We start from the raw sequence: 18,597 nt of genomic DNA on the forward strand, positions 1-18,597 counted from the left end.
TTAAACCCTTGCAACTATTTGTTACAGCTTGGTGCTAATCTCGCTACTCCTTCCGATTTAGATCTGACTGCCTGATGCCTAGTGAACCTGTGTTGCTGTTGCGTCACCACCGCCCTTTCATCGCGTTCTGGCTGGCACGTATTTTTACCGCCAGCGGCTTTCAGATGCTCACCGTGGCCATTGGCTGGAACCTCTACCAACTGACCGGCAACGTGCTGGACCTGGGTTTGGTGGGCCTGGTGGAATTCATACCGCGCGTGCTGTTCATGCTGCACACCGGCCACGTGGCTGATCGCTATGAGCGGCGCAGAGTCGCCGCGATCTGCCAGACCGTGCAGGCGCTGATTGCCTTGTCGCTGGCCATCGGCGGGCTGACCGGCAACGTGACCCGCGAGATGATCTTTATTCTCGCCTTCCTGCTCGGCGCCTCGCGCTCTTTTGAAATGCCCACCACCCAGGCGTTGCTGCCGAGTATCGTGCCCGCCGCGCTGTTTCCGCGCGCGGTGGCCGCCTCGCAATCGGCGCAACAACTGGCGACGATCGTCGCGCCAGCGCTCGGCGGTTTGCTGTACGCGTTTGGCAGCGTGTGGGTGTATGGCCCGACCGTGGTGCTGTACTTGATCGCCTGCGTGCTGATGCTAAACCTGCCCGCGCGCCAGAGCCCGCTGAACAAAGCCAAAGCCACGATGGATTCGTTGCTGGCCGGGATTCGCTTTATTCGCAGCCGCCAGGACATCCTCGGCGCGATTTCCCTCGACCTGTTTGCCGTATTGCTCGGCGGCGCCACCGCCTTGTTGCCGGTGTTCGCCAAAGATATTTTGCTGACCGGCCCGTGGGGCCTGGGCCTGCTGCGCTCGGCACCGGCGGTGGGCGCGTTGTTGATGTCGCTGTGGCTGGCGCGCTTCTCGGTCGACCGCAACGTCGGCCGGGTGATGTTTACCGCCGTGGGTGTGTTCGGCGTGGCGACCATCGCGTTTGGCCTGTCCACCTCGTTCTGGTTTTCGATGGCCGTACTGGTGGTATTGGGCGCCGCAGACATGATCAGCATGGTGATCCGCGCCTCGTTTGTGCAACTGGAAACCCCGGATGAAATGCGCGGCCGGGTGAGTGCAGTCAACGGCCTGTTTATCGGCGCATCCAACCAATTGGGCGAATTCGAGTCAGGCATCACCGCCCACTGGTTCGGCACCGTGCCCGCCGTGGTCATGGGCGGCATCGGCACGCTGGTGGTGACCGGCGTGTGGATAAAACTCTTCCCGACCCTGGCCAACCGCGACCGCATGCACGTCCCGGTGGAAGAACCGATTAAGCCCGGCGCCTGAGCCAATCTGGCAACAAGGCCAATGTGGGAGGTAGCAAGCCCCCTCCCACAGTTCGACCAAGTGCATGTGTGGAATACGCTCAAACTGTGGGAGCGGGCTTGCTCGCGATGGCGATCGACCAGATAGCTTATGCGTCGACTGAAACTCCGCTATCGGGAGCAAGCCCCCTCCCACCTGTTGCATCTCCAGGATTTGGAAGAAGTGCCCTACAACACCTTATCCAGGGTGATCGGAAAGTCGCGCACGCGCTTGCCGGTGGCGTGGTAAATCGCATTCGCCACCGCTGCCGCGACCCCGACGATGCCTATTTCACCCACACCTTTGGATCCCAGCGCATTGACGATTTCGTCGTGCTCTTCAACAAAAATCACGTCAATCTCGCCGATGTCGGCATTCACCGGGATGTGGTACTCCGCCAGGCTATGGTTCATGTAGCGCCCCAGTTGATGGTCAATCTGGGTCTCTTCATGCAGCGCCATGCCGATCCCCCAGACCACGCCGCCGAGAATCTGGCTACGCGCCATTTTCGGATTGACTACGCGCCCGGCCGCAATTGCGCTGACCACCCGGCTGACCTTGATGGTGCCGAGGTCTTCATCCACGCGCACTTCAACAAACACCGCCGAGTGCGTGGCCGTGGCGTAACCCTCACGTTTCTTGTCGGGCTCACTGTCGACCTGCACTTGCAGAGCGTCCTCACCGCCGTCCTTGACCAATTGCGCGAGTGACACACTGACGTCGCCGGTGTGCAGTTTGCCGTCTTCAAAACGTACCGATTCTGCCTCTTTGAATACCGGGTAAGTCTTTCGGGCGATGCTCAGCAATTTCGCGTTCAAGGCTTCGCATGCTTGCTGCACGGCCGTGCCGACCGACGACACGGTAAACGAGCCGCCCTGCAACGGCGCGGTTGGCAGTGACGAGTCGCCGAGCAAGAAGCTGATGTCGGCCATCGCCACGCCACTCGCCTGCGCCGCAATCTGCGTCATTACCGTGTAGGTGCCGGTGCCGATGTCGGTGGTGGCGCTGCTGACGGTCAGTTTGCCTTGCGCATCGATACGCGCCTTGGCGCTGGCCTTCATTTGCATGGCTTCCCACACGCCGCCGGCCATGCCCCAGCCGATCAACTGGTTGCCGTCACGCATGCTGCGCGGTTCCGGGTTGCGCTGGCCCCAGCCGAAACGCTCGGCACCTTCGCTGTAACACTCGCGCAAGGCTTTGCTCGACCAGGGTTTGTCTTCGGCCTGGTTGCGCTCGGCGTAGTTGATCAGGCGCAGTTGCACCGGGTCCATGCCCAAGGCGCAGGCCAACTCATCCATGGCGCATTCCAGGCCGATCACGCCCAACGCGGCGCCCGGTGCGCGCATGTCCAGCGGGGTGAACACATCCAGCGGCACCAACTTGTAGGTTAACTGCACGTTGTCGCAGTGGTAGAGCATGCCGCTCCACTCCACCACGTGCTCGCTGAAGTCTTCGAAACGCGAGGTTTGGCCGATTGCGGTGTGCCCCAACGCCAGCAGGCGACCGTTGGCGGCGGCGCCCATCTGCAAACGCTGCAATGTGCGTGGGCGGTAACCGAAGGTGAACATCTGTTGGCGGGTCAGGGTGACGCGCACCGAACGCTTGAGCGCAAGCGATGCCATCACGGCCAGCGGCAGTTGGTATTGCGGGCGCAGGCCCGAACCGAAAGCACCGCCGACGAACGCTGCAAAAATGCGTACCTGGCTTTTATCCAGCCCGAAGACTTTTTGCACATAGGCCTGGCAGTTCTGCGGGCCTTGGGTTTTGTCGTGGATATGCAGGGTGCCATCCGCTTGATACAGCACAGTGCTGGCGTGCGGTTCCATCGGGTTGTGGTGTTCGATGGGCGTGCTGTAGTGCGCATCCAGGCTGACGGCGGCAGCGGCCCATTCGGCCTGGAAGTTGCCGCGCGGCTCAGGCGGCGTTTGCGGCGAGGGGTACGCCTGCGCCTGCAGGGCCACCAAGTCGGTTTCAAAGGCTTCGCTTGCGTACTCGATCTCGACCAAGGAACCTGCGTGCCGCGCCAGTTCCAGGTTATCGGCGATTACCAGTGCCAGCGGCTGGCCGCTGTAGAGCACACGGTCGTTATACAGCGGCCGAAACGGCGAGCCGTCGGCGGCATCGGCGTCGGCGAACGCGTCATCGTAGCTGGCAATGTTGGGCCGGTTGAGGTGATCGAGCACCATCACCACGCCCGGCAGCGCTAACGCTTTGGAGGCGTCGATGCGCAGCACGCGGCCTTTGGCGATGGTGCTGGAGACCACGCTGCCATGCAGCAAGTCTTTGTCTGGAAACTCACCGGCATAGCGCGCCTGGCCTGTGACCTTGAGCAGACCGTCAACGCGGTCCAGAGGTTTACCGATAGCGCTCATGAGCGTTCTCCTGCGACAGCGGCGTCGCTGAGGGCGCGAATAATTGCGCGGCGCGCCAGCTTGACTTTGAAAGCGTTGTGTTCGAGCGGTTCGGCGTCTTGCAGCAGGGCGTCGGCGGCGGCGCTGAAGGTTTCGCGGCTGACGGTCTGGCCGATCAGCGCGGCTTCTACCGCACGGTCGCGCCACGGTTTATGCGCCACACCGCCGAGGGCCAGGCGGGCGTCGACGATAGTGTCACCGTCCAATTGCAGCGCGGCGGCAACCGAAACCAAGGCGAACGCATACGAAGCACGGTCGCGAATTTTCAAGTAGTGGCTGTGACTGGCCAACTGGTCGGCGGGCAGTTCGATGGCGGTGATCAGCTCGTCGTCGGCCAATTGGTTGTCGCGCTGCGGCGCATCACCGGGCAGGCGATGGAAGTCCGCAAACTCGATAACGCGCGGGCCACCACGGCCCTCCACGTGCACCCGCGCTTGTAGTGCTGCCAGGGCGACGCACATGTCTGAAGGGTGCGTGGCCACGCACTGCACGCTGGCGCCAAGAATCGCATGGATGCGGTTCAAGCCGGTGCGCGCCGGGCAACCCGTGCCGGGTTCGCGCTTGTTGCAGGGCACGGTGGCGTCATAGAAGTAGTAGCAACGCGTGCGCTGCAACAAATTGCCGCCGGTGCTGGCCATATTGCGCAGTTGTGGCGACGCACCCGCCAGGATCGCTTGCGACAGCAACGGGTAACGCGCCTCGATCAGCGGGTGCCAGGCCAGATCAGCATTGCTCACCAGGGCGCCGATCATCACGCCGCCTTCTGCGGTGGGCTCAACCCCTTGCAGCGGCAAGCCGGTGATGTCGATCAAGTGTTCGGGGCGGCTGATGTTCTCTTTCATCAGGTCCAGCAGGTTGGTGCCGCCCGCAATAAACCGTGACACCGCACTGCTCAAATGCACGGCCTCGTGCACATCGGCGGGTTTGCTGTACTGGAAAGGGTTCATCGCTGGCCTCCCTGCGTGCGGCAGGCGGGCAAGGCATCTTCAATGGCATCCCGGATGTTGCTGTAGGCACCGCAACGGCACAGGTTGCCGCTCATCAGTTCCTGGATTTGCGCGGTGTCGTGGGCACGGCCTTCATTGGCCAGGCCAACGGCGGAGCAAATTTGGCCGGGGGTGCAGTAGCCACACTGGAAGGCGTCGTGTTTGATAAACGCTTGCTGCATCGGGTGCAACTCGTCGCCGTTGGCCAGGCCTTCAACGGTGGTCAACTCGGCGCCGTCGCACATCACGGCGAGGGTCAGGCAGGCGTTCACGCGTTTGCCGTCGCGCAACACGGTGCAGGCACCGCATTGGCCATGGTCGCAGCCTTTTTTGCTGCCGACCAAGTCCAGTTGCTCGCGTAACAAGTCGAGCAATGTGGTCCAGGGCAACACATCCAGTTGGCGTTCCTGGCCATTCAGGGTCAGGCGTATGGAGTGGCTGACGAACGGTTTGGCCGCCGCGCCATTAGGGGTTGCGCTCATAAACACCTCACGGGTTGGTGTACATCCGCGGCGTTCAGGGAAGTCGCCGTCTCAGGGGTACGACTTCCCGTGGGTTTGAGCGTTCAAGAGAATTGATCAGCGGATATTGAGCAGGGTTTTCAAGGTGTGTTGCGGGCCGTTGATCGAGGAGTTGCTGTATTGGAACCAGCCTTGGGCTTCGACATCCAGGTCAAACACATAGATGTAGCCCATCACCGTGCCGGCGCCATTGCATGCCTGGCTGATGGTGCCGACCTGGCATATCGGCGTGCGTTGCCCGTTCAACTCCGCGCCGTCGAAGCGGCCCATCGGGTTGTTGCCCAGCCCAACCTCCATCACCGAAACCCTGGTAGGCCCACGGTGTGTGCACATTTGGGTGCTGGTCGCCCGCTCGGGGATGGTTTCGGTGCAACGCGCCGATTCGACCTTGAACACGCGCACCTCGCTCAACGCCGGTGCAGTCGCGCCCCACGTCGGTGCCACCGGCCCCAGGCCGATCAGGGCGAACAGAGCTAGACTGCCAGCGCTGGCTTTTTTCATGCTGTGAACGACCCCGTAGTAAACGTCGCTGCAGTATGCCTCAAGGCCGTATACCCACAAAACCAAGCCTATGCGCCATTGGCCTTCGGCTGCTGGTATGATGCGCCGCTTTTTCCGATCCTCTCTGAAACCACAGGCGCTTGGCGCAATTTGTGCTTTGACTTAGAGGTCAACAAATAACGACGCAAAATAGCGTCACAGGGAGCCGGCATGCTGGAAAAGCTGTTTCAATTAAAGGCACACAACACCAACGTGCGCACCGAGATACTGGCGGGCATCACGACCTTTTTGGCCATGGCCTACATTCTGTTCGTGAACCCGAGCATTCTCGGCGAAACCGGCATGGACAAGGGCGCGGTGTTTGTCGCGACCTGCCTGGCCGCCGCCATCGGTTCGACCGTGATGGGCCTGATCGCCAACTACCCGATCGCGCTGGCGCCGGGCATGGGCCTCAACGCCTTCTTCACCTACACCGTGGTGCTGCACATGGGCCACACGTGGCAAGTGGCGCTGGGCGCGGTGTTTATTTCGGCGGTGCTGTTCTTCCTGCTGTCGATCTTCCGCATCCGTGAGTGGATCATCAACAGCATCCCCCTGCCCCTGCGCTCGGCGATTGCCGCCGGTATCGGCCTGTTCCTGGCGCTGATCGCCCTGCACAACGCCGGTATCGTGGTCAGCAACCCGGCCACCATGGTGGGCATGGGCGACCTGAAACAACCCGCACCGATTCTCGCCACCTTGGGCTTCGTGCTGATCGTGGCGCTGGAAGCCCTGGCGGTACGCGGCGCAGTGCTGATCGGTATTCTGGCAGTGACCATCGTGTCCATCGCCCTGGGGTTCACCCCGTTCGGCGGCGTGACTTCGATGCCACCTTCGCTGGCGCCGACCTTCCTGCAGTTGGACATCAAAGGCGCACTGGACATCGGCCTGGTCAGCGTGATTTTTGCCTTCCTGTTCGTTGACCTGTTCGACAACTCCGGCACCCTGATCGGCGTCGCCAAGCGTGCCGGCCTGATGGGCAAAGACGGCCACATGCCGAAAATGGGCCGCGCGCTGATCGCCGACAGCACCGCCGCCATGGCCGGTTCGCTGCTGGGCACGTCGACCACCACCAGTTACATCGAATCCGCTGCGGGCGTGAGCGCCGGTGGCCGTACCGGTTTAACCGCCATCGTGGTCGCGATTCTGTTTTTGCTGGCGCTGTTCTTCTCGCCATTGGCTGCCAGCGTTCCGCCTTTCGCTACCGCGCCGGCGCTGCTGTTTGTGGCCGTGCTGATGACCCAGGGCCTGGCGGAAATCGACTGGGATGACATTACTGTGGCAGCGCCGGTGGTGATCACTGCCCTGGCGATGCCCTTCACTTACTCCATCGCCAACGGCATCGCCTTCGGTTTCATCGCCTGGACCGCCATCAAGCTGCTTTCGGGCCGCTACCGTGAGCTGAACCCGGCACTGGTGATCCTGTCGATTCTGTTTGTGATCAAGCTGGGCTGGTTCAACGCATGACTTTTGACGCCGCACGCTACACCGCTCAACTGCAAGACAAGGTCACGCGCTTGCGTGACCTGCTGGCACCGTTCGACGCGCCAGAGCCAGAGGTTTTCGATTCGCCGCTGCAGAACTTCCGCCTGCGCGCGGAGTTTCGCCTGTGGCGCGAAGGCGGTGAGCGCCACTACGCGATGTTTTCCCAGGACGACAAGCGCACGCCCATCCTGATCGAAGAATTCCCCATCGCCAGCGCGCGTATCAACCAGTTGATGCCGCAACTCAAGGCCGCCTGGCAAGCCAGCGCCGCCCTGAGCCACAAGCTGTTCCAAGTGGAGTTCCTGACCACCCTGGCCGGCGACGCGATGATCACCCTGTGTTATCACCGCCCGCTGGACGAGCATTGGCACAACGCTGCGAACGCCCTGGCCGCGCAGTTGAACGTGAGCATCATCGGCCGTTCCAAGGGCAAACGCGATGTAATCGGCCATGATTACGTGGTGGAAAAACTCGAGGTCGGCGGCCGCACGTTCAGCTATCGCCAACCCGAAGGCGCGTTTACCCAGCCCAACGGCACGGTGAACCAGAAGATGCTCAACTGGGCGTACGCAGCCTTGGGCGATCGCACGGATGATTTGCTTGAGCTGTACTGCGGCAACGGCAACTTCACCCTGCCGTTGGCCACGCGTGTGCGCAAAGTGCTGGCCACCGAAATCAGCAAGACGTCGGTGAATGCGGCCTTGAGTAACCTGGATGAAAACGCGGTGGGTAACGTGACCCTGGTGCGCCTCTCCGCCGAGGAACTCACCGAAGCGCTCAACGAAGTACGCCCGTTCCGTCGCCTGCACGGCATCGACCTGAAAAGCTATGAATTCGGCAGCGTGTTCGTCGACCCGCCACGTGCCGGCATGGACCCGGACACCTGCGAGCTGACCCGGCGCTTCGACACTATCCTGTACATCTCCTGCAACCCGGAAACGCTGGCGGCGAACATTGCGCAACTGCATGACACGCACCGCATTACCCAATGCGCGATGTTTGACCAGTTCCCGTGGACGCACCACATGGAATCGGGCGTGCTGTTAACCCGCCGATAGGCGTTCTTACGTTTCCTTGCGTGGCCGCCCGCCCTTCTTGCCATTGGCGCGGGCGGCAGCGGTTTTGGCCGCGCTGCTTTTACGCCCATTGCGCGATGCGACCAGGCTTGCGGCCAATTCCATCAAGGGCTGGCTCGTGGCGATCAGCCCGGTAATCGAAACATCCAGATCGCGCGCTTCACAGCACAGCGCCTTGCCGCCAAAACCCACCTCCAACTGCTGAAAATCCTCTTGGGAAAAGCCTTCGAACTCCGGCAACCCCGCCACCGGCAGCATGATGCGGCTGCCGTCGCTGAAGCCAATGGAGATGCAGTTGTCTTCATGACGCACATTGCTGGCGTTGGCGTACAAACGCTTCAATTTGCGCCCACGGTCGATTGCCTTGTCGACGTCGGCCTCGGTGAGCGGTACATCGGGTAAAACGTTGGCCTTTACGATCTGTTTCATAAGTCGATCTCCACAGAACCCGGCGCCCTGACCAGATTCAAAATTGTTTTCTGCCCCACCACATCGTGGCGGGCCCGCGCGATCACATAAACACCGCGCTGAATGATCAGCCCAGGCAAAACCTCTGCGTTTTCCCAATCCCAGGAGTGATTCTCCAGGCAAACCGTTTGCAGCTTCTCCCACCAGATCCTGCGGGCACGCGCCAAGTAGTGCGGCTGCAGCAGCGCCTTGCGTACGCCCTCGAGCACCGCTGTCGGCGGTCGCCTGCGTTCAGGGTCTACGTCCCACAACTGCACTCGCCCATCCAGAAAACTGAAACCAAAGCGCGCATCCCATTCCTTGCCCCTGACATGTACGTGGGGCGGGCAATGCTCATCCCTGAGAAATACCGAAATCACACATCCTTTGTAAGCACCTACTTTCATCTTAACCCATCCGTTAGGTTATTTTCGGTCAGGTAACAATTTTCATGTATCACCCGACAACCGGCGCCTTTATCCGAGCACTGGTTCACAGGGTAGTCACGCAGGGCGCGACGGCGAATCTGGTCTTGTAACCACTCATGCCGACGCTGCGAGAAACGCCTGTGATTGATTAAACGTTCGATAATCGAACACATGCAGCATCAATCTTGAGCGACTGATTGACCCAATTAACCATCTGGTACATTTTATTTGCACAACGAACAATAAGTCTGGAGACACCCTGATGCAGCCCATCGTGCTGGTGCTTAACGGCCCCAACCTCAACCTGCTCGGCACTCGCGAGCCCGCCACCTACGGCCATGAAACCCTGGCCGATGTCGCCGCGCTGTGTGGCCGCAGCGCGGAAAAACTCGGACTCAAAATAGAATTTCGCCAGACCAACCACGAAGGCGAGTTACTCGACTGGATACACGGCGCACGCGCGCGTTGCGCCGGCATCGTGATCAACCCGGCGGCCTGGACGCACACGTCGGTGGCGATTCGTGATGCGTTGGTGGCCAGTGAAGTGCCGGTGATTGAAGTGCACCTTTCCAACGTGCACGCACGTGAGGCGTTTCGGCATCACTCGTTTGTGTCGCCCATCGCCAAGGCGGTGCTCGCAGGCTTTGGCAGCCATGGCTACCATTTGGCGCTGGAACACTTCAGCCACACGTTGAAAGGATCAGGCCAATGAAGCCGCGCATTCTCGCCGGGCTGATCGGCGCGGGTATCCAGGCCTCCCGCACACCCGCTCTGCATGAGCAGGAAGGCGATGCGCAAGGGCTGCGCTACCTGTATCGCCTGATCGATCTGGAACCGCTGCAACTGAACATCACTGCCCTGCCCGACCTGCTGGACGCCGCCGAGCTGATGCAGTTCACCGGGCTGAACATTACCTACCCGTGCAAACAGGCGATTCTGCCGTTACTCGATGAATTGTCCGACGAGGCGCGTGGCATTGGCGCGGTGAATACCGTGGTGTTCAAACACGGCAAACGTATCGGCCACAACACCGACTGCCTGGGATTCGCTGAAGGCTTTCGGCGCAACTTGAGTGATGTCGCACGTCAACGCGTGGTCCAGATGGGCGCCGGCGGTGCGGGCGCGGCGGTGGCCCATGCGCTGCTGGCCGAGGGTGTGCAGCACTTGAGCATCTTCGACGTGGACGTGGCCCGCGCCCGCGACCTTGTGGATAACCTTGCGCAACGCTTCGGCGGCGGTCGCGCCCAAGTCGGCAGCCACTTGGAGAACGCCATGGCCGAGGCGGATGGCCTGGTGAACACCACGCCGATGGGCATGGCAAAATTGCCCGGCACGCCGGTGCCAGCGGCCTTGTTGCGGGCTGAATTATGGGTCGCGGAGATCGTCTACTTCCCGCTGGAAACCGAGCTGCTGCGCGATGCCCGCGCGTTGGGTTGCCGCACACTGGACGGCGGCAACATGGCGGTGTTTCAAGCGGTGAAGGCGTTCGAGTTGTTCAGTGGCGAGGCGCCCGATGCGCAGCGCATGCTGGCGCACTTCCAGAGCATGACTGCCTGAGTGGAGGGGGCGTTCCCCCTCACACATTGAATGCATTCAGGCCTGCAGGTAACGCATCACCGACTCGCAAATCATCTCTCGATGCCGCTGTTTAATCGCCTCGTCCGACAATTCGATCTGAAAAATCTCACTGAACGTATGGCGGTTGGACACCCGGTAAAAGCTGAACGAGTTGATCAGCAGGTGCACGTCCAACGGCTCCAGCCCTTCACGAAACAGCCCCATCTCGGCGCCGCGTCGCAGGGTAACGCCCAACGATTCAAGGATGTTGCTGTTCATCGCCTTGATCGAATCCGAACGCTTCACGTATTCCGCATTGTGGATATTTTCGATGCTCACGATGCGCACGAAATCCACGTTCTGGTCGTGGTGATCAAAGGTGAATTCGACCAGGCGGCGGATCGCTTCGCGTGGCTCAAGCTCGGTGAGGTTCATGCGCGTTTCGGTGTTGCGAATGTCGCCGTAGAGCTTCTCCAGCACCTCGACGTACAACTGCTCCTTGCTGCCGAAGTAGTAATAGATCATGCGTTTGGAGGTGTGGATGCGCTCGGCGATTGCATCCACGCGAGCGCCGGACAGGCCCTGCTGAACAAACTCGACGATGGCTTCCTGAAGGATGTTTTCGCGGGTCTTTCCGGGGTTGTTCTTACGACCCTTACGCGGTGCGTCTGACACCGCGGGGAGTTCGGGACTCGAAGTCATGGGGCGCTCACAGCCTGTGTTATGCAGGCGGTGATTATGCGGCGCGGCGCTCGCCGAAGGAAGCACCCGCCCCGCCGTTATAGCCGCGCCTGGCGCACCGCGCCGCTGCGCGATTTGGCCATCGCCGCCAAGCGCACCGCCACGTTGGCCGCGCCGTAGCCGGCATAGCCGTTCTTGCGCTGGATGATCTCGAAGAAAAACCGCCCCTCGAAGGGCTCGGTGTAGACGTGAAACAACTCACCGCCCTGAGCGTCACGGTCGTACAACACGTTGTAGTACGCCAGTTCGCTGAGGAACTCGTCGTCGAAATCAAACCGCGCCGCCAGGTCGTCGTAGTAGTTGAGTGGAATGTCCAGCAACGGCACGCCGGCCTCTTTGGCCCGGCTGACCTCGGCGAAAATATCCGCGCAGTCGAACGCAATGTGATGCACGCCCGAGCCGCGATAGCTCGACAGCGCGTGGGAAATTGCCGTGTTGCGGTTTTCGGAAATATTCAACGGCAGCCGAATCGAGCTGCAGCGGCTACGCAGCGCGCGGCTTTTCACCAAACCGTAAGGGTCGGGCAGCACCACTTCGTCATCGGCTTCAAAATCCAGCAGGCTTTTATAAAACAGCACCCAACTGTCGAGGCTGTCGGCCGGCAGGGCCATCGCCATATGGTCGATGCGCAGCAGGCCACCGCTCGAAGCCGTTGCGGTTTGCAGCTTGAAGTCGGTGTCGTACAGCCCGCCTTCGCTCTGATCCACCAGGTAAATCAGGCTGCCATCCGGCGCGCGCACCGCCGCCAGTTCAAGTTCATTAGGCCCGACCAAACCGCGATAAGGCTGGCCTTTAAAGGCCACCGCCCGCTCCAGCGCCTTGGCACTGTCTTTGACCCGAATCGCCGTGGCGCACAACGACGGCCCATGCGCTTCAAAAAAGTTATGCGCGAAAGAATAGGGTTCGCTATTGAGGATCAAATTGATGTCGCCCTGGCGCAACAAGCTCACGCTTTTGGAGCGGTGCTGCCCGGCCTTGACGAACCCCATGCGCTCCAGCCATTGGGTGAGCTTGGCGCCGAGGTTTTCGTCCACGGCAAATTCGAGGAATTCGATGCCGTCATATTCGCTGGCGGCCGGGGTATCAAACAGTATCTCGACCGGCGCGGCAGGCTGTTCCTGCGCCAGGCGTTGGCGGGTTTTCTCTTCCAGGTACAGCAACGAGCGCAAGCCATCCGCCGCATTCGCCCGCGTCGGCGCGGCACGGAAACCATCGTTGAAAATTTCCAGCGACAACGGTCCGGTGTAACCACTCTTGATGATCGGCGCCAGAAAGCCCGCCAAGTCAAATTCGCCCTGGCCCGGGAAGCAGCGGAAATGCCGGCTCCACTCCAGCACATCCATGGCCAGGATCGGCGCGTCGGCCATTTGCACAAAGAAGATTTTGTCGCCAGGGATGTCGGCGATGGCGCTCGGGTCGCCTTTCAACGACAGCGTGTGAAAACTGTCGAGCAGCACACCGAGGCTTGGGTGATCAACCTGACGCACCAGGTTCCACACCTGCTGCCAGGTGTTCACATGCTTGCCCCAGGCCAGTGCTTCATACCCAATGCGCAGGCCACGGCGGCCGGCGTGCTCGGCCAACAGGCCAAGGTCGTCGAGCAAAATGCGCTCGTCGCCCACGCAATCGGCCGACGCGTTGCTGCACACCAACACCAGGTCGGTGCCCAGCTCTTGCATCAAATCGAATTTACGCTCGGCACGCTCCAGGTTGCGCGCCAGGCGGTCACGGCGGCAGCCTTCAAAGTCGCGAAAGGGTTGGAACAAGGTGATAGCAATGCCGAGGTCGGCACACATTTGCCTGACTTCGCGCGGGCTGCCGTCGTAATACAGCAGGTCATTTTCAAAAATTTCCACGCCATCAAACCCTGCAGCCGCGATGGCTTCGAGTTTTTCCGGCAAGGTTCCACTCAAGGAAACGGTGGCAATGGAGCGTTGCATGGGGCGACTCCCGGCATTTGAGGCTCGTCTTATTTACGGCAAATTATTCGCCGCTAAACTGTACACAGCAATTGAAATGTACGAACCGGTTAGTTTTTTGGGCGATTATCGAACAAAATGGCAATCGGCGAATTGACGATTTTTTAGCCACTGCGCACCATCAACGACGCAACCCTCATAGAAAAAAAGACCCAGAACACACCATAAAAATTTCAAAAAACGGGTACGACCTCATGCCTCTGCAAAATTCCGTCCTGGCCGCGCGCCCAGGCAACCCGCACGCCGGCATCGGCGACAAGATTCGCGGCGCCCTGGCCGTGGGTAAAACGCGCTGGGGCATGCTGGCCCTGGTGTTCTTCGCCACCACCCTGAACTACATCGACCGTGCCGCGCTGGGCGTGATGCAACCGATTTTGGCCAAGGAGATGAGCTGGACGGCGATGGACTACGCCAACATCAACTTTTGGTTTCAGGTCGGCTACGCCATCGGCTTCGTGCTGCAGGGCCGCCTGATCGACCGCGTCGGCGTAAAACGCGTGTTCTTCTGCGCCGTGCTGCTGTGGAGCCTGGCCACGGGCGCCCACGGCCTGGCCACCTCTGCCGTAGGTTTTATGGTGTGCCGGTTTATCCTCGGGCTGACCGAAGCCGCGAACTACCCGGCGTGCGTCAAGACCACGCGGCTGTGGTTCCCGGCCGGTGAACGCGCGGTGGCCACCGGTATTTTCAACGCCGGTACGAATGTCGGCGCGATGATGACGCCGATGCTGTTGCCGTTGATTCTTCACGTGTGGGGCTGGCAGGCGGCGTTCCTGTGCATGTCGGCACTCGGCGGTATCTGGCTGCTGTTGTGGGGCTTGAAGTACTACAACCCCGAAGACCATCCGAGCGTTAAACAGTCGGAGCTTGCCTACGTGCAACAGGAAGTCGAGCCGCCGCAACCGAGCGTGCCCTTCAGCCGTATCCTGCGCATGCGCGGCACCTGGGCATTCGCCATCGCCTACTCGCTGACCGCCCCGGTGTTCTGGTTTTACCTGTATTGGCTGCCGCCGTTTTTGAACCAGCAATACAACCTCGGCATCAATGTGACCCAAATGGGCATCCCGCTGATCATCATTTACCTGACCGCCGACTTCGGCAGCGTGGGCGGCGGCATTCTGTCGTCGTTCCTGATTGGCCGCGGGATGAACTCGATCAAGGCGCGGCTGCTGTCGATGCTGCTGTTTGCCTGCTGCATCGTCGGCGTGATCATGGCCGCAGGTTCCAGCCAACTGTGGGTTGCGGTGTTCGCGATTTCGCTGGCCATCGGCGCGCATCAGGCCTGGACCGCCAACATCTGGAGCCTGGTGATGGACTACACGCCCAAGCACATGATGAGCACGGTGTTTGGTTTCGGCGGCATGTGCGCAGCCATCGGCGGCATGTTCATGACCCAGATCGTCGGCCATATCCTCACCGTCACCAATAATAACTACACCGTGCTGTTCACGCTGATACCGGCGATGTACTTCATTGCGCTGACGTGGATGTACTTCATGGCGCCGCGCAAAATTCCCAGCGTAGACGTGTGATTCAGCGCCGCCGCTGCTGCCAGGCAGCGGCTAACCCGCTCAGGCAGATAACCCCGATGCCGACCACCGTGGTCATGTCGGGGGTATGGCTGAACACCAGCCAGCCCAACAACCCCGCAAACACGATCTGGCAATAGCCAAACGGCGCCAGCAAGGCCGGCGCCGCGAAGCGGAACGCCTGGGTCAGCATCAAGTGCGCGGTCATCCCGCAGGTGCCCAGCGCCAGCATCAACACGCCATGCCACAGCGTCGGGATTTGCCAGAAGAACGGCACCATCGCGCTCATCACCACGGTATTGCACAGGCCGGCGAAAAAGTTGCTGGTGGTGGGGGTGTCGTATTTGCTCAGGATGCGCGTGAGCAGTTGGTAAAAGCAGAAGAACATCGCCGAACACAGCGGCAGCAACACCGCAGGCGTGAACAGCTCGCCGCCGGGGTGGATGATCACCAGCACGCCGATAAACCCGCAGATCACCGCCAGCCATTGGCCACGCGTGACATGCTCGCCGAGCAAAGGCACCGACAACGCGGTCACCAGAATCGGCGCCAGGAAGTTCACTGCCGTAGCTTCAGCCAACGGGATGTAATGCAGCGCCGTGGTAAAAAACAGGCTGGTGGCCAGCAGGCACAACGCTCGCACCAACTGCATGCCCGGCCGCTTGCTGCGCAGCACACGCAGGCCCGATTGCGGCAGGAAGATGCCCGCCATCAACACTGTGTGCACCAGGTAGCGCGCCCACACCACCATCACAATCGGGTAAAACCCCGCCAGGTACTTGGACAAGGCGTCGTGGCTGGAAAACAGAAACGTCGCCACCACAATCAGCAAAATACCTTTAAAGGGGTGGTTGACGCCGGAGAGCGGTGTACTGACAGTCATTGGGTTCTCTTGCATGGCGCGCTGAACGCTGGGGCACTCAACCCGTTACTCTAGCAGCCGGGCCTGCGTCTGCCCCAAGAGCATGACCAAACACCGTGCGAACAGCGCACTAAATCACCGGATTCGAGTCCAACGCTGCAGGTTTGCTCGCGCGTTGCGTACTTTTTAACCAAGGCCCTGCCGCTATGAAAAAAACACTGTTTATTCTTTCTGCCGTCGCCCTGCTCGCCGCGTGTAATCAGGAGACGAAAGAAGCCCCCAAACCCGCCCCCGCGTCGGTGCAGGCGACCCTGGTGCCGCACACCCCACCGACGGATAAATGGGTGGGCAAGTGGGTGGGCGTCGAAGGCCTGTACCTGACCATCGCCAAAGACGACAGCATTGGCCGTGGCCACTACCTCCTGACCATGCAATACGGGGTCGACGCCGACGACTCGGGCACCTTCAAAGGTGAAGCCAACGAAGATGGCATCACCTTTACCCGCCCGGACGGCCCGCAACAACTGAGCGCCGGCGACGGTGAAGCGACAGGTTTGAAATGGCTGGCGGATAAAAAGGACTGCCTGATTGTCGATACCGGCGAGGGCTACTGCCGCGACTGAGCAGGCGTTGCTCACACCGCATTCAACGGGCGCCATGCCTGCGCACCCACCACACTGTTCCCAAGGTTTAACGAGAGGATTGCTTCATGCTATGGAAAAAAGGCCGACGCAGCGACAACGTGGTAGATGCCCGCGATGACAGCGGCAGTGGTGGTGGCGGCATGCGTTTTGGCGGCGGCAAGGGCCTGAGCCTCACGGCGATTGTGCTGATTGTGGGTATCGGCTGGCTGACCGGCCAGGACCCGATGCAGATCCTCGGCCAGTTGACCGGCCAGATGGAACAGGCATCCACCGCCAGCACCCAATCGCGCCAGGCCCCGCCGGCCAACGATGAGCAGGCCGACTTTGTGCGCGCCGTACTCGGTGATACCGAAGACACGTGGGGCCAGGTGTTCAAGGAAAACGGCCTGACCTACCAGAACCCCAAACTGATTCTGTTCCGTGGCCGGGTCAATTCCGCCTGCGGTGGCGCGACCTCGGCCAGCGGCCCGTTTTATTGCCCGGCCGACCAACAGGTGTACCTGGACTTGGATTTCTTCCGGGAAATGTCGCAACGTTTCCAGGCCGCCGGCGATTTCGCGCAGGCCTATGTGATCGCCCACGAAGTCGGGCATCACGTGCAAACGTTGCTCGGCATATCGTCGAAGATCCAGGCCGCGCGCCAACAAGGCCGGCCGATGCAGGGCGACGGCGGCCTGTTGGTACGCCAGGAGCTGCAAGCGGACTGTTTTGCCGGCGTGTGGGCCAACCGTGCGCAAAAGCGCCTTAACTGGCTGGAACCCGGCGACATCGAAGAAGCATTGAACGCGGCCAACGCCATCGGCGATGACCGTTTGCAGCAACAGGGTCAAGGGCGCGTGGTGCCGGACTCGTTTACCCACGGCACTTCGGCGCAGCGGGTTCGCTGGTTCAAAACCGGCTTCGCCCAAGGCCAGATCACTCAATGCGATACCTTTGCCGCCAAGAGCCTCTAAATGAAAAAACGATTGGGTTTGCTGTTGGGCGTGTTGATCACCTGCGCGCCTTTCACTTGGGCAGCCGAGAAAGAACACGGCGTCAAAGACGTCAGCCCTGATCGTTTGCACCTGGAGGCTGGCGACCTCAGCGTGGGCCTGAGCCAGGACTGGCGCCAGCCGCTGCCCAACGTTACCCGCGCGCTGATCATCGTGCACGGTCGCCTGCGCAACGCGCAGACCTACTTGCACAGCGGTGAATCTGCCGCCGAGCATGCCGGGCTTGGCGCCACGACACTGGTGATCGCGCCGCAGTTTCTGAACGCCTCAGACGTGAAGCGCAACCACTTGGGCGACCAGGTGCTGCGCTGGAAGGGCAATGACTGGATGGCCGGCGAGCCGTCGACCGGCCCAGGCCAGGTCAGCTCCTATGGCGCGCTCGACCACATCATCAAACACTTGGGCAACCGCTCGCTGTTCCCGGCACTGAAAGAAATCGTGGTAGCCGGCCACTCCGGCGGCGGCCAAGTGGTGCAGCGTTTCGCCCTCACCGGCCACGACCACCCACTGTTGAAAACCGAAGGCATCAGCCTGCGTTACGTGGTGGCGAACCCATCGACCTACGCCTACTTCAGCGCGCAGCGCCCGGTGAAGTTCGACGCCGCCAGTTGCCCTGGCTTCAACGACTGGAAGTACGGCATGCAACACCTGCCGGCCTACGCCGACGGCCAGAGCGCAACGCGGCTTGAGCAAACCTACGTGTCGCGCAACGTCACCTACCTGCTCGGCCAGCAAGACACCGACCCGAATCACCCGGCGCTGGATAAGAGCTGCGAAGCCGAGACCCAGGGCGCGTATCGGCTGATTCGCGGGCACAATTATTTTGACTACCTGAAAGCGCGTCATCCGCAGCTGAGCCACACGCTGGTGGAAGTGCCGGGGGTTGGGCATAACGGCGACGGGATATTCACTTCGCCTGAAGGCGAGAACGTACTGTTCGGGAAATAACTGAAAAAACCGTATCAAACTGTGGGAATCAAACTGTGGGAGGGGGCTTGCTCCCGATGGCGGTGGGTCAGCTACACATGTTCTGACTGAAACACCGCCATCGGGAGCAAGCCC

Annotated in this window: 18 protein-coding genes; 9 read left to right on the top strand and 9 right to left on the bottom strand. The window is 60.9% G+C overall.

Going from position 1 to position 18,597, the window contains the following annotated elements:
• Positions 1 to 74 precede the first annotated feature (74 nt).
• Positions 75 to 1,322: an MFS transporter gene (locus ACOZK9_RS20610; RefSeq protein WP_421556431.1), complete on the top strand. Its 1,248-nt coding sequence runs from the start codon at positions 75 to 77 to the stop codon at positions 1,320 to 1,322.
• Between the two features lie 206 nt (positions 1,323 to 1,528).
• On the opposite strand, the gene ACOZK9_RS20615 is transcribed toward ACOZK9_RS20610, so the two are convergent.
• From ACOZK9_RS20615 to ACOZK9_RS20630, 4 genes are all read right to left on the bottom strand, one after another.
• Positions 1,529 to 3,712, bottom strand: a complete 2,184-nt coding sequence (locus ACOZK9_RS20615; RefSeq protein WP_152750706.1) for a xanthine dehydrogenase family protein molybdopterin-binding subunit — start codon at positions 3,710 to 3,712, stop codon at positions 1,529 to 1,531.
• Positions 3,709 to 4,698, bottom strand: a complete 990-nt coding sequence (locus tag ACOZK9_RS20620; RefSeq protein ID WP_122251695.1) for an FAD binding domain-containing protein — start codon at positions 4,696 to 4,698, stop codon at positions 3,709 to 3,711. Before ACOZK9_RS20620 ends, ACOZK9_RS20615 begins: the two co-directional genes overlap by 4 nt.
• On the bottom strand, positions 4,695 to 5,219 hold the full coding sequence (locus ACOZK9_RS20625; RefSeq protein ID WP_152750708.1) for a (2Fe-2S)-binding protein: 525 nt from the start codon (positions 5,217 to 5,219) through the stop codon (positions 4,695 to 4,697). The genes ACOZK9_RS20620 and ACOZK9_RS20625 overlap by 4 nt, the downstream gene beginning before the upstream one ends.
• Positions 5,220 to 5,315: 96 nt before the next feature.
• Entirely contained in the window at positions 5,316 to 5,759 is a 444-nt protein-coding gene (locus tag ACOZK9_RS20630; protein WP_058413889.1) for a DUF4879 domain-containing protein, read from the bottom strand.
• Positions 5,760 to 5,969: 210 nt separating this feature from the next.
• Between ACOZK9_RS20630 and ACOZK9_RS20635 the strand changes: the two genes are divergently transcribed.
• Together ACOZK9_RS20635 and trmA are read left to right on the top strand one after the other, a co-directional pair.
• A complete protein-coding gene (locus ACOZK9_RS20635; RefSeq protein ID WP_058413883.1) occupies positions 5,970 to 7,265 on the top strand; it encodes an NCS2 family permease in 1,296 nt (431 codons plus the stop codon).
• Positions 7,262 to 8,341: a tRNA (uridine(54)-C5)-methyltransferase TrmA gene (trmA, locus tag ACOZK9_RS20640; protein WP_152750710.1), complete on the top strand. Its 1,080-nt coding sequence runs from the start codon at positions 7,262 to 7,264 to the stop codon at positions 8,339 to 8,341. The genes ACOZK9_RS20635 and trmA overlap by 4 nt, the downstream gene beginning before the upstream one ends.
• A gap of 6 nt (positions 8,342 to 8,347) precedes the next feature.
• Here the strand turns inward: trmA and ACOZK9_RS20645 are convergent, their stop codons facing one another.
• Together ACOZK9_RS20645 and ACOZK9_RS20650 are read right to left on the bottom strand one after the other, a co-directional pair.
• The gene (locus ACOZK9_RS20645) at positions 8,348 to 8,788 is read right to left on the bottom strand and encodes a DUF2442 domain-containing protein (protein ID WP_058413881.1); all 441 of its coding nucleotides are present in this window, start codon (positions 8,786 to 8,788) and stop codon (positions 8,348 to 8,350) included.
• Positions 8,785 to 9,213: a hypothetical protein gene (locus ACOZK9_RS20650; RefSeq protein ID WP_058413880.1), complete on the bottom strand. Its 429-nt coding sequence runs from the start codon at positions 9,211 to 9,213 to the stop codon at positions 8,785 to 8,787. Before ACOZK9_RS20650 ends, ACOZK9_RS20645 begins: the two co-directional genes overlap by 4 nt.
• A gap of 283 nt (positions 9,214 to 9,496) precedes the next feature.
• Between ACOZK9_RS20650 and aroQ the strand changes: the two genes are divergently transcribed.
• Positions 9,497 to 9,946: a type II 3-dehydroquinate dehydratase gene (gene aroQ / locus ACOZK9_RS20655; protein ID WP_058413879.1), complete on the top strand. Its 450-nt coding sequence runs from the start codon at positions 9,497 to 9,499 to the stop codon at positions 9,944 to 9,946.
• Positions 9,943 to 10,791 (top strand): shikimate dehydrogenase, encoded by an 849-nt coding sequence (locus ACOZK9_RS20660; protein ID WP_152750713.1) that lies wholly within the window; start codon positions 9,943 to 9,945, stop codon positions 10,789 to 10,791. The genes aroQ and ACOZK9_RS20660 overlap by 4 nt, the downstream gene beginning before the upstream one ends.
• A gap of 36 nt (positions 10,792 to 10,827) precedes the next feature.
• Here the strand turns inward: ACOZK9_RS20660 and ACOZK9_RS20665 are convergent, their stop codons facing one another.
• Positions 10,828 to 11,493 carry a TetR/AcrR family transcriptional regulator gene (locus ACOZK9_RS20665; RefSeq protein ID WP_058413877.1) on the bottom strand — a complete coding sequence of 222 codons (666 nt, stop codon included), beginning with the start codon at positions 11,491 to 11,493 and terminating at the stop codon, positions 10,828 to 10,830.
• A 77-nt stretch (positions 11,494 to 11,570) separates the two neighbouring features.
• Positions 11,571 to 13,472: a 3-dehydroshikimate dehydratase QuiC gene (gene quiC, locus ACOZK9_RS20670; RefSeq protein ID WP_421556432.1), complete on the bottom strand. Its 1,902-nt coding sequence runs from the start codon at positions 13,470 to 13,472 to the stop codon at positions 11,571 to 11,573.
• Between the two features lie 233 nt (positions 13,473 to 13,705).
• Here quiC and ACOZK9_RS20675 point away from each other — a divergent pair, with 233 nt between their 5' ends.
• Complete coding sequence (locus ACOZK9_RS20675; RefSeq protein WP_122251691.1) at positions 13,706 to 15,040, top strand: MFS transporter; 1,335 nt, start codon at positions 13,706 to 13,708, stop codon at positions 15,038 to 15,040.
• A gap of 1 nt (position 15,041) precedes the next feature.
• Here the strand turns inward: ACOZK9_RS20675 and ACOZK9_RS20680 are convergent, their stop codons facing one another.
• A complete protein-coding gene (locus ACOZK9_RS20680; protein WP_421556433.1) occupies positions 15,042 to 15,920 on the bottom strand; it encodes a DMT family transporter in 879 nt (292 codons plus the stop codon).
• Between the two features lie 185 nt (positions 15,921 to 16,105).
• Between ACOZK9_RS20680 and ACOZK9_RS20685 the strand changes: the two genes are divergently transcribed.
• The 3 genes from ACOZK9_RS20685 to ACOZK9_RS20695 all read left to right on the top strand — a co-directional run bounded on the left by ACOZK9_RS20685 (position 16,106) and on the right by ACOZK9_RS20695 (position 18,483).
• Complete coding sequence (locus ACOZK9_RS20685; RefSeq protein WP_152746815.1) at positions 16,106 to 16,522, top strand: membrane lipoprotein lipid attachment site-containing protein; 417 nt, start codon at positions 16,106 to 16,108, stop codon at positions 16,520 to 16,522.
• 86 nt (positions 16,523 to 16,608) lie between these two features.
• Positions 16,609 to 17,496, top strand: coding sequence for a KPN_02809 family neutral zinc metallopeptidase (ypfJ, locus tag ACOZK9_RS20690; protein ID WP_421556434.1), 888 nt, complete (start codon positions 16,609 to 16,611; stop codon positions 17,494 to 17,496).
• On the top strand, positions 17,497 to 18,483 hold the full coding sequence (locus tag ACOZK9_RS20695; RefSeq protein WP_421556435.1) for an alpha/beta hydrolase: 987 nt from the start codon (positions 17,497 to 17,499) through the stop codon (positions 18,481 to 18,483). It abuts the gene before it with no gap.
• The last annotated feature ends 114 nt before the right edge of the window (positions 18,484 to 18,597 follow it).

Origin of the sequence: Pseudomonas kitaguniensis (genome assembly GCF_049199985.1) — a bacterium.
Taxonomy (GTDB): Bacteria; Pseudomonadota; Gammaproteobacteria; order Pseudomonadales; family Pseudomonadaceae; genus Aquipseudomonas; species Aquipseudomonas kitaguniensis.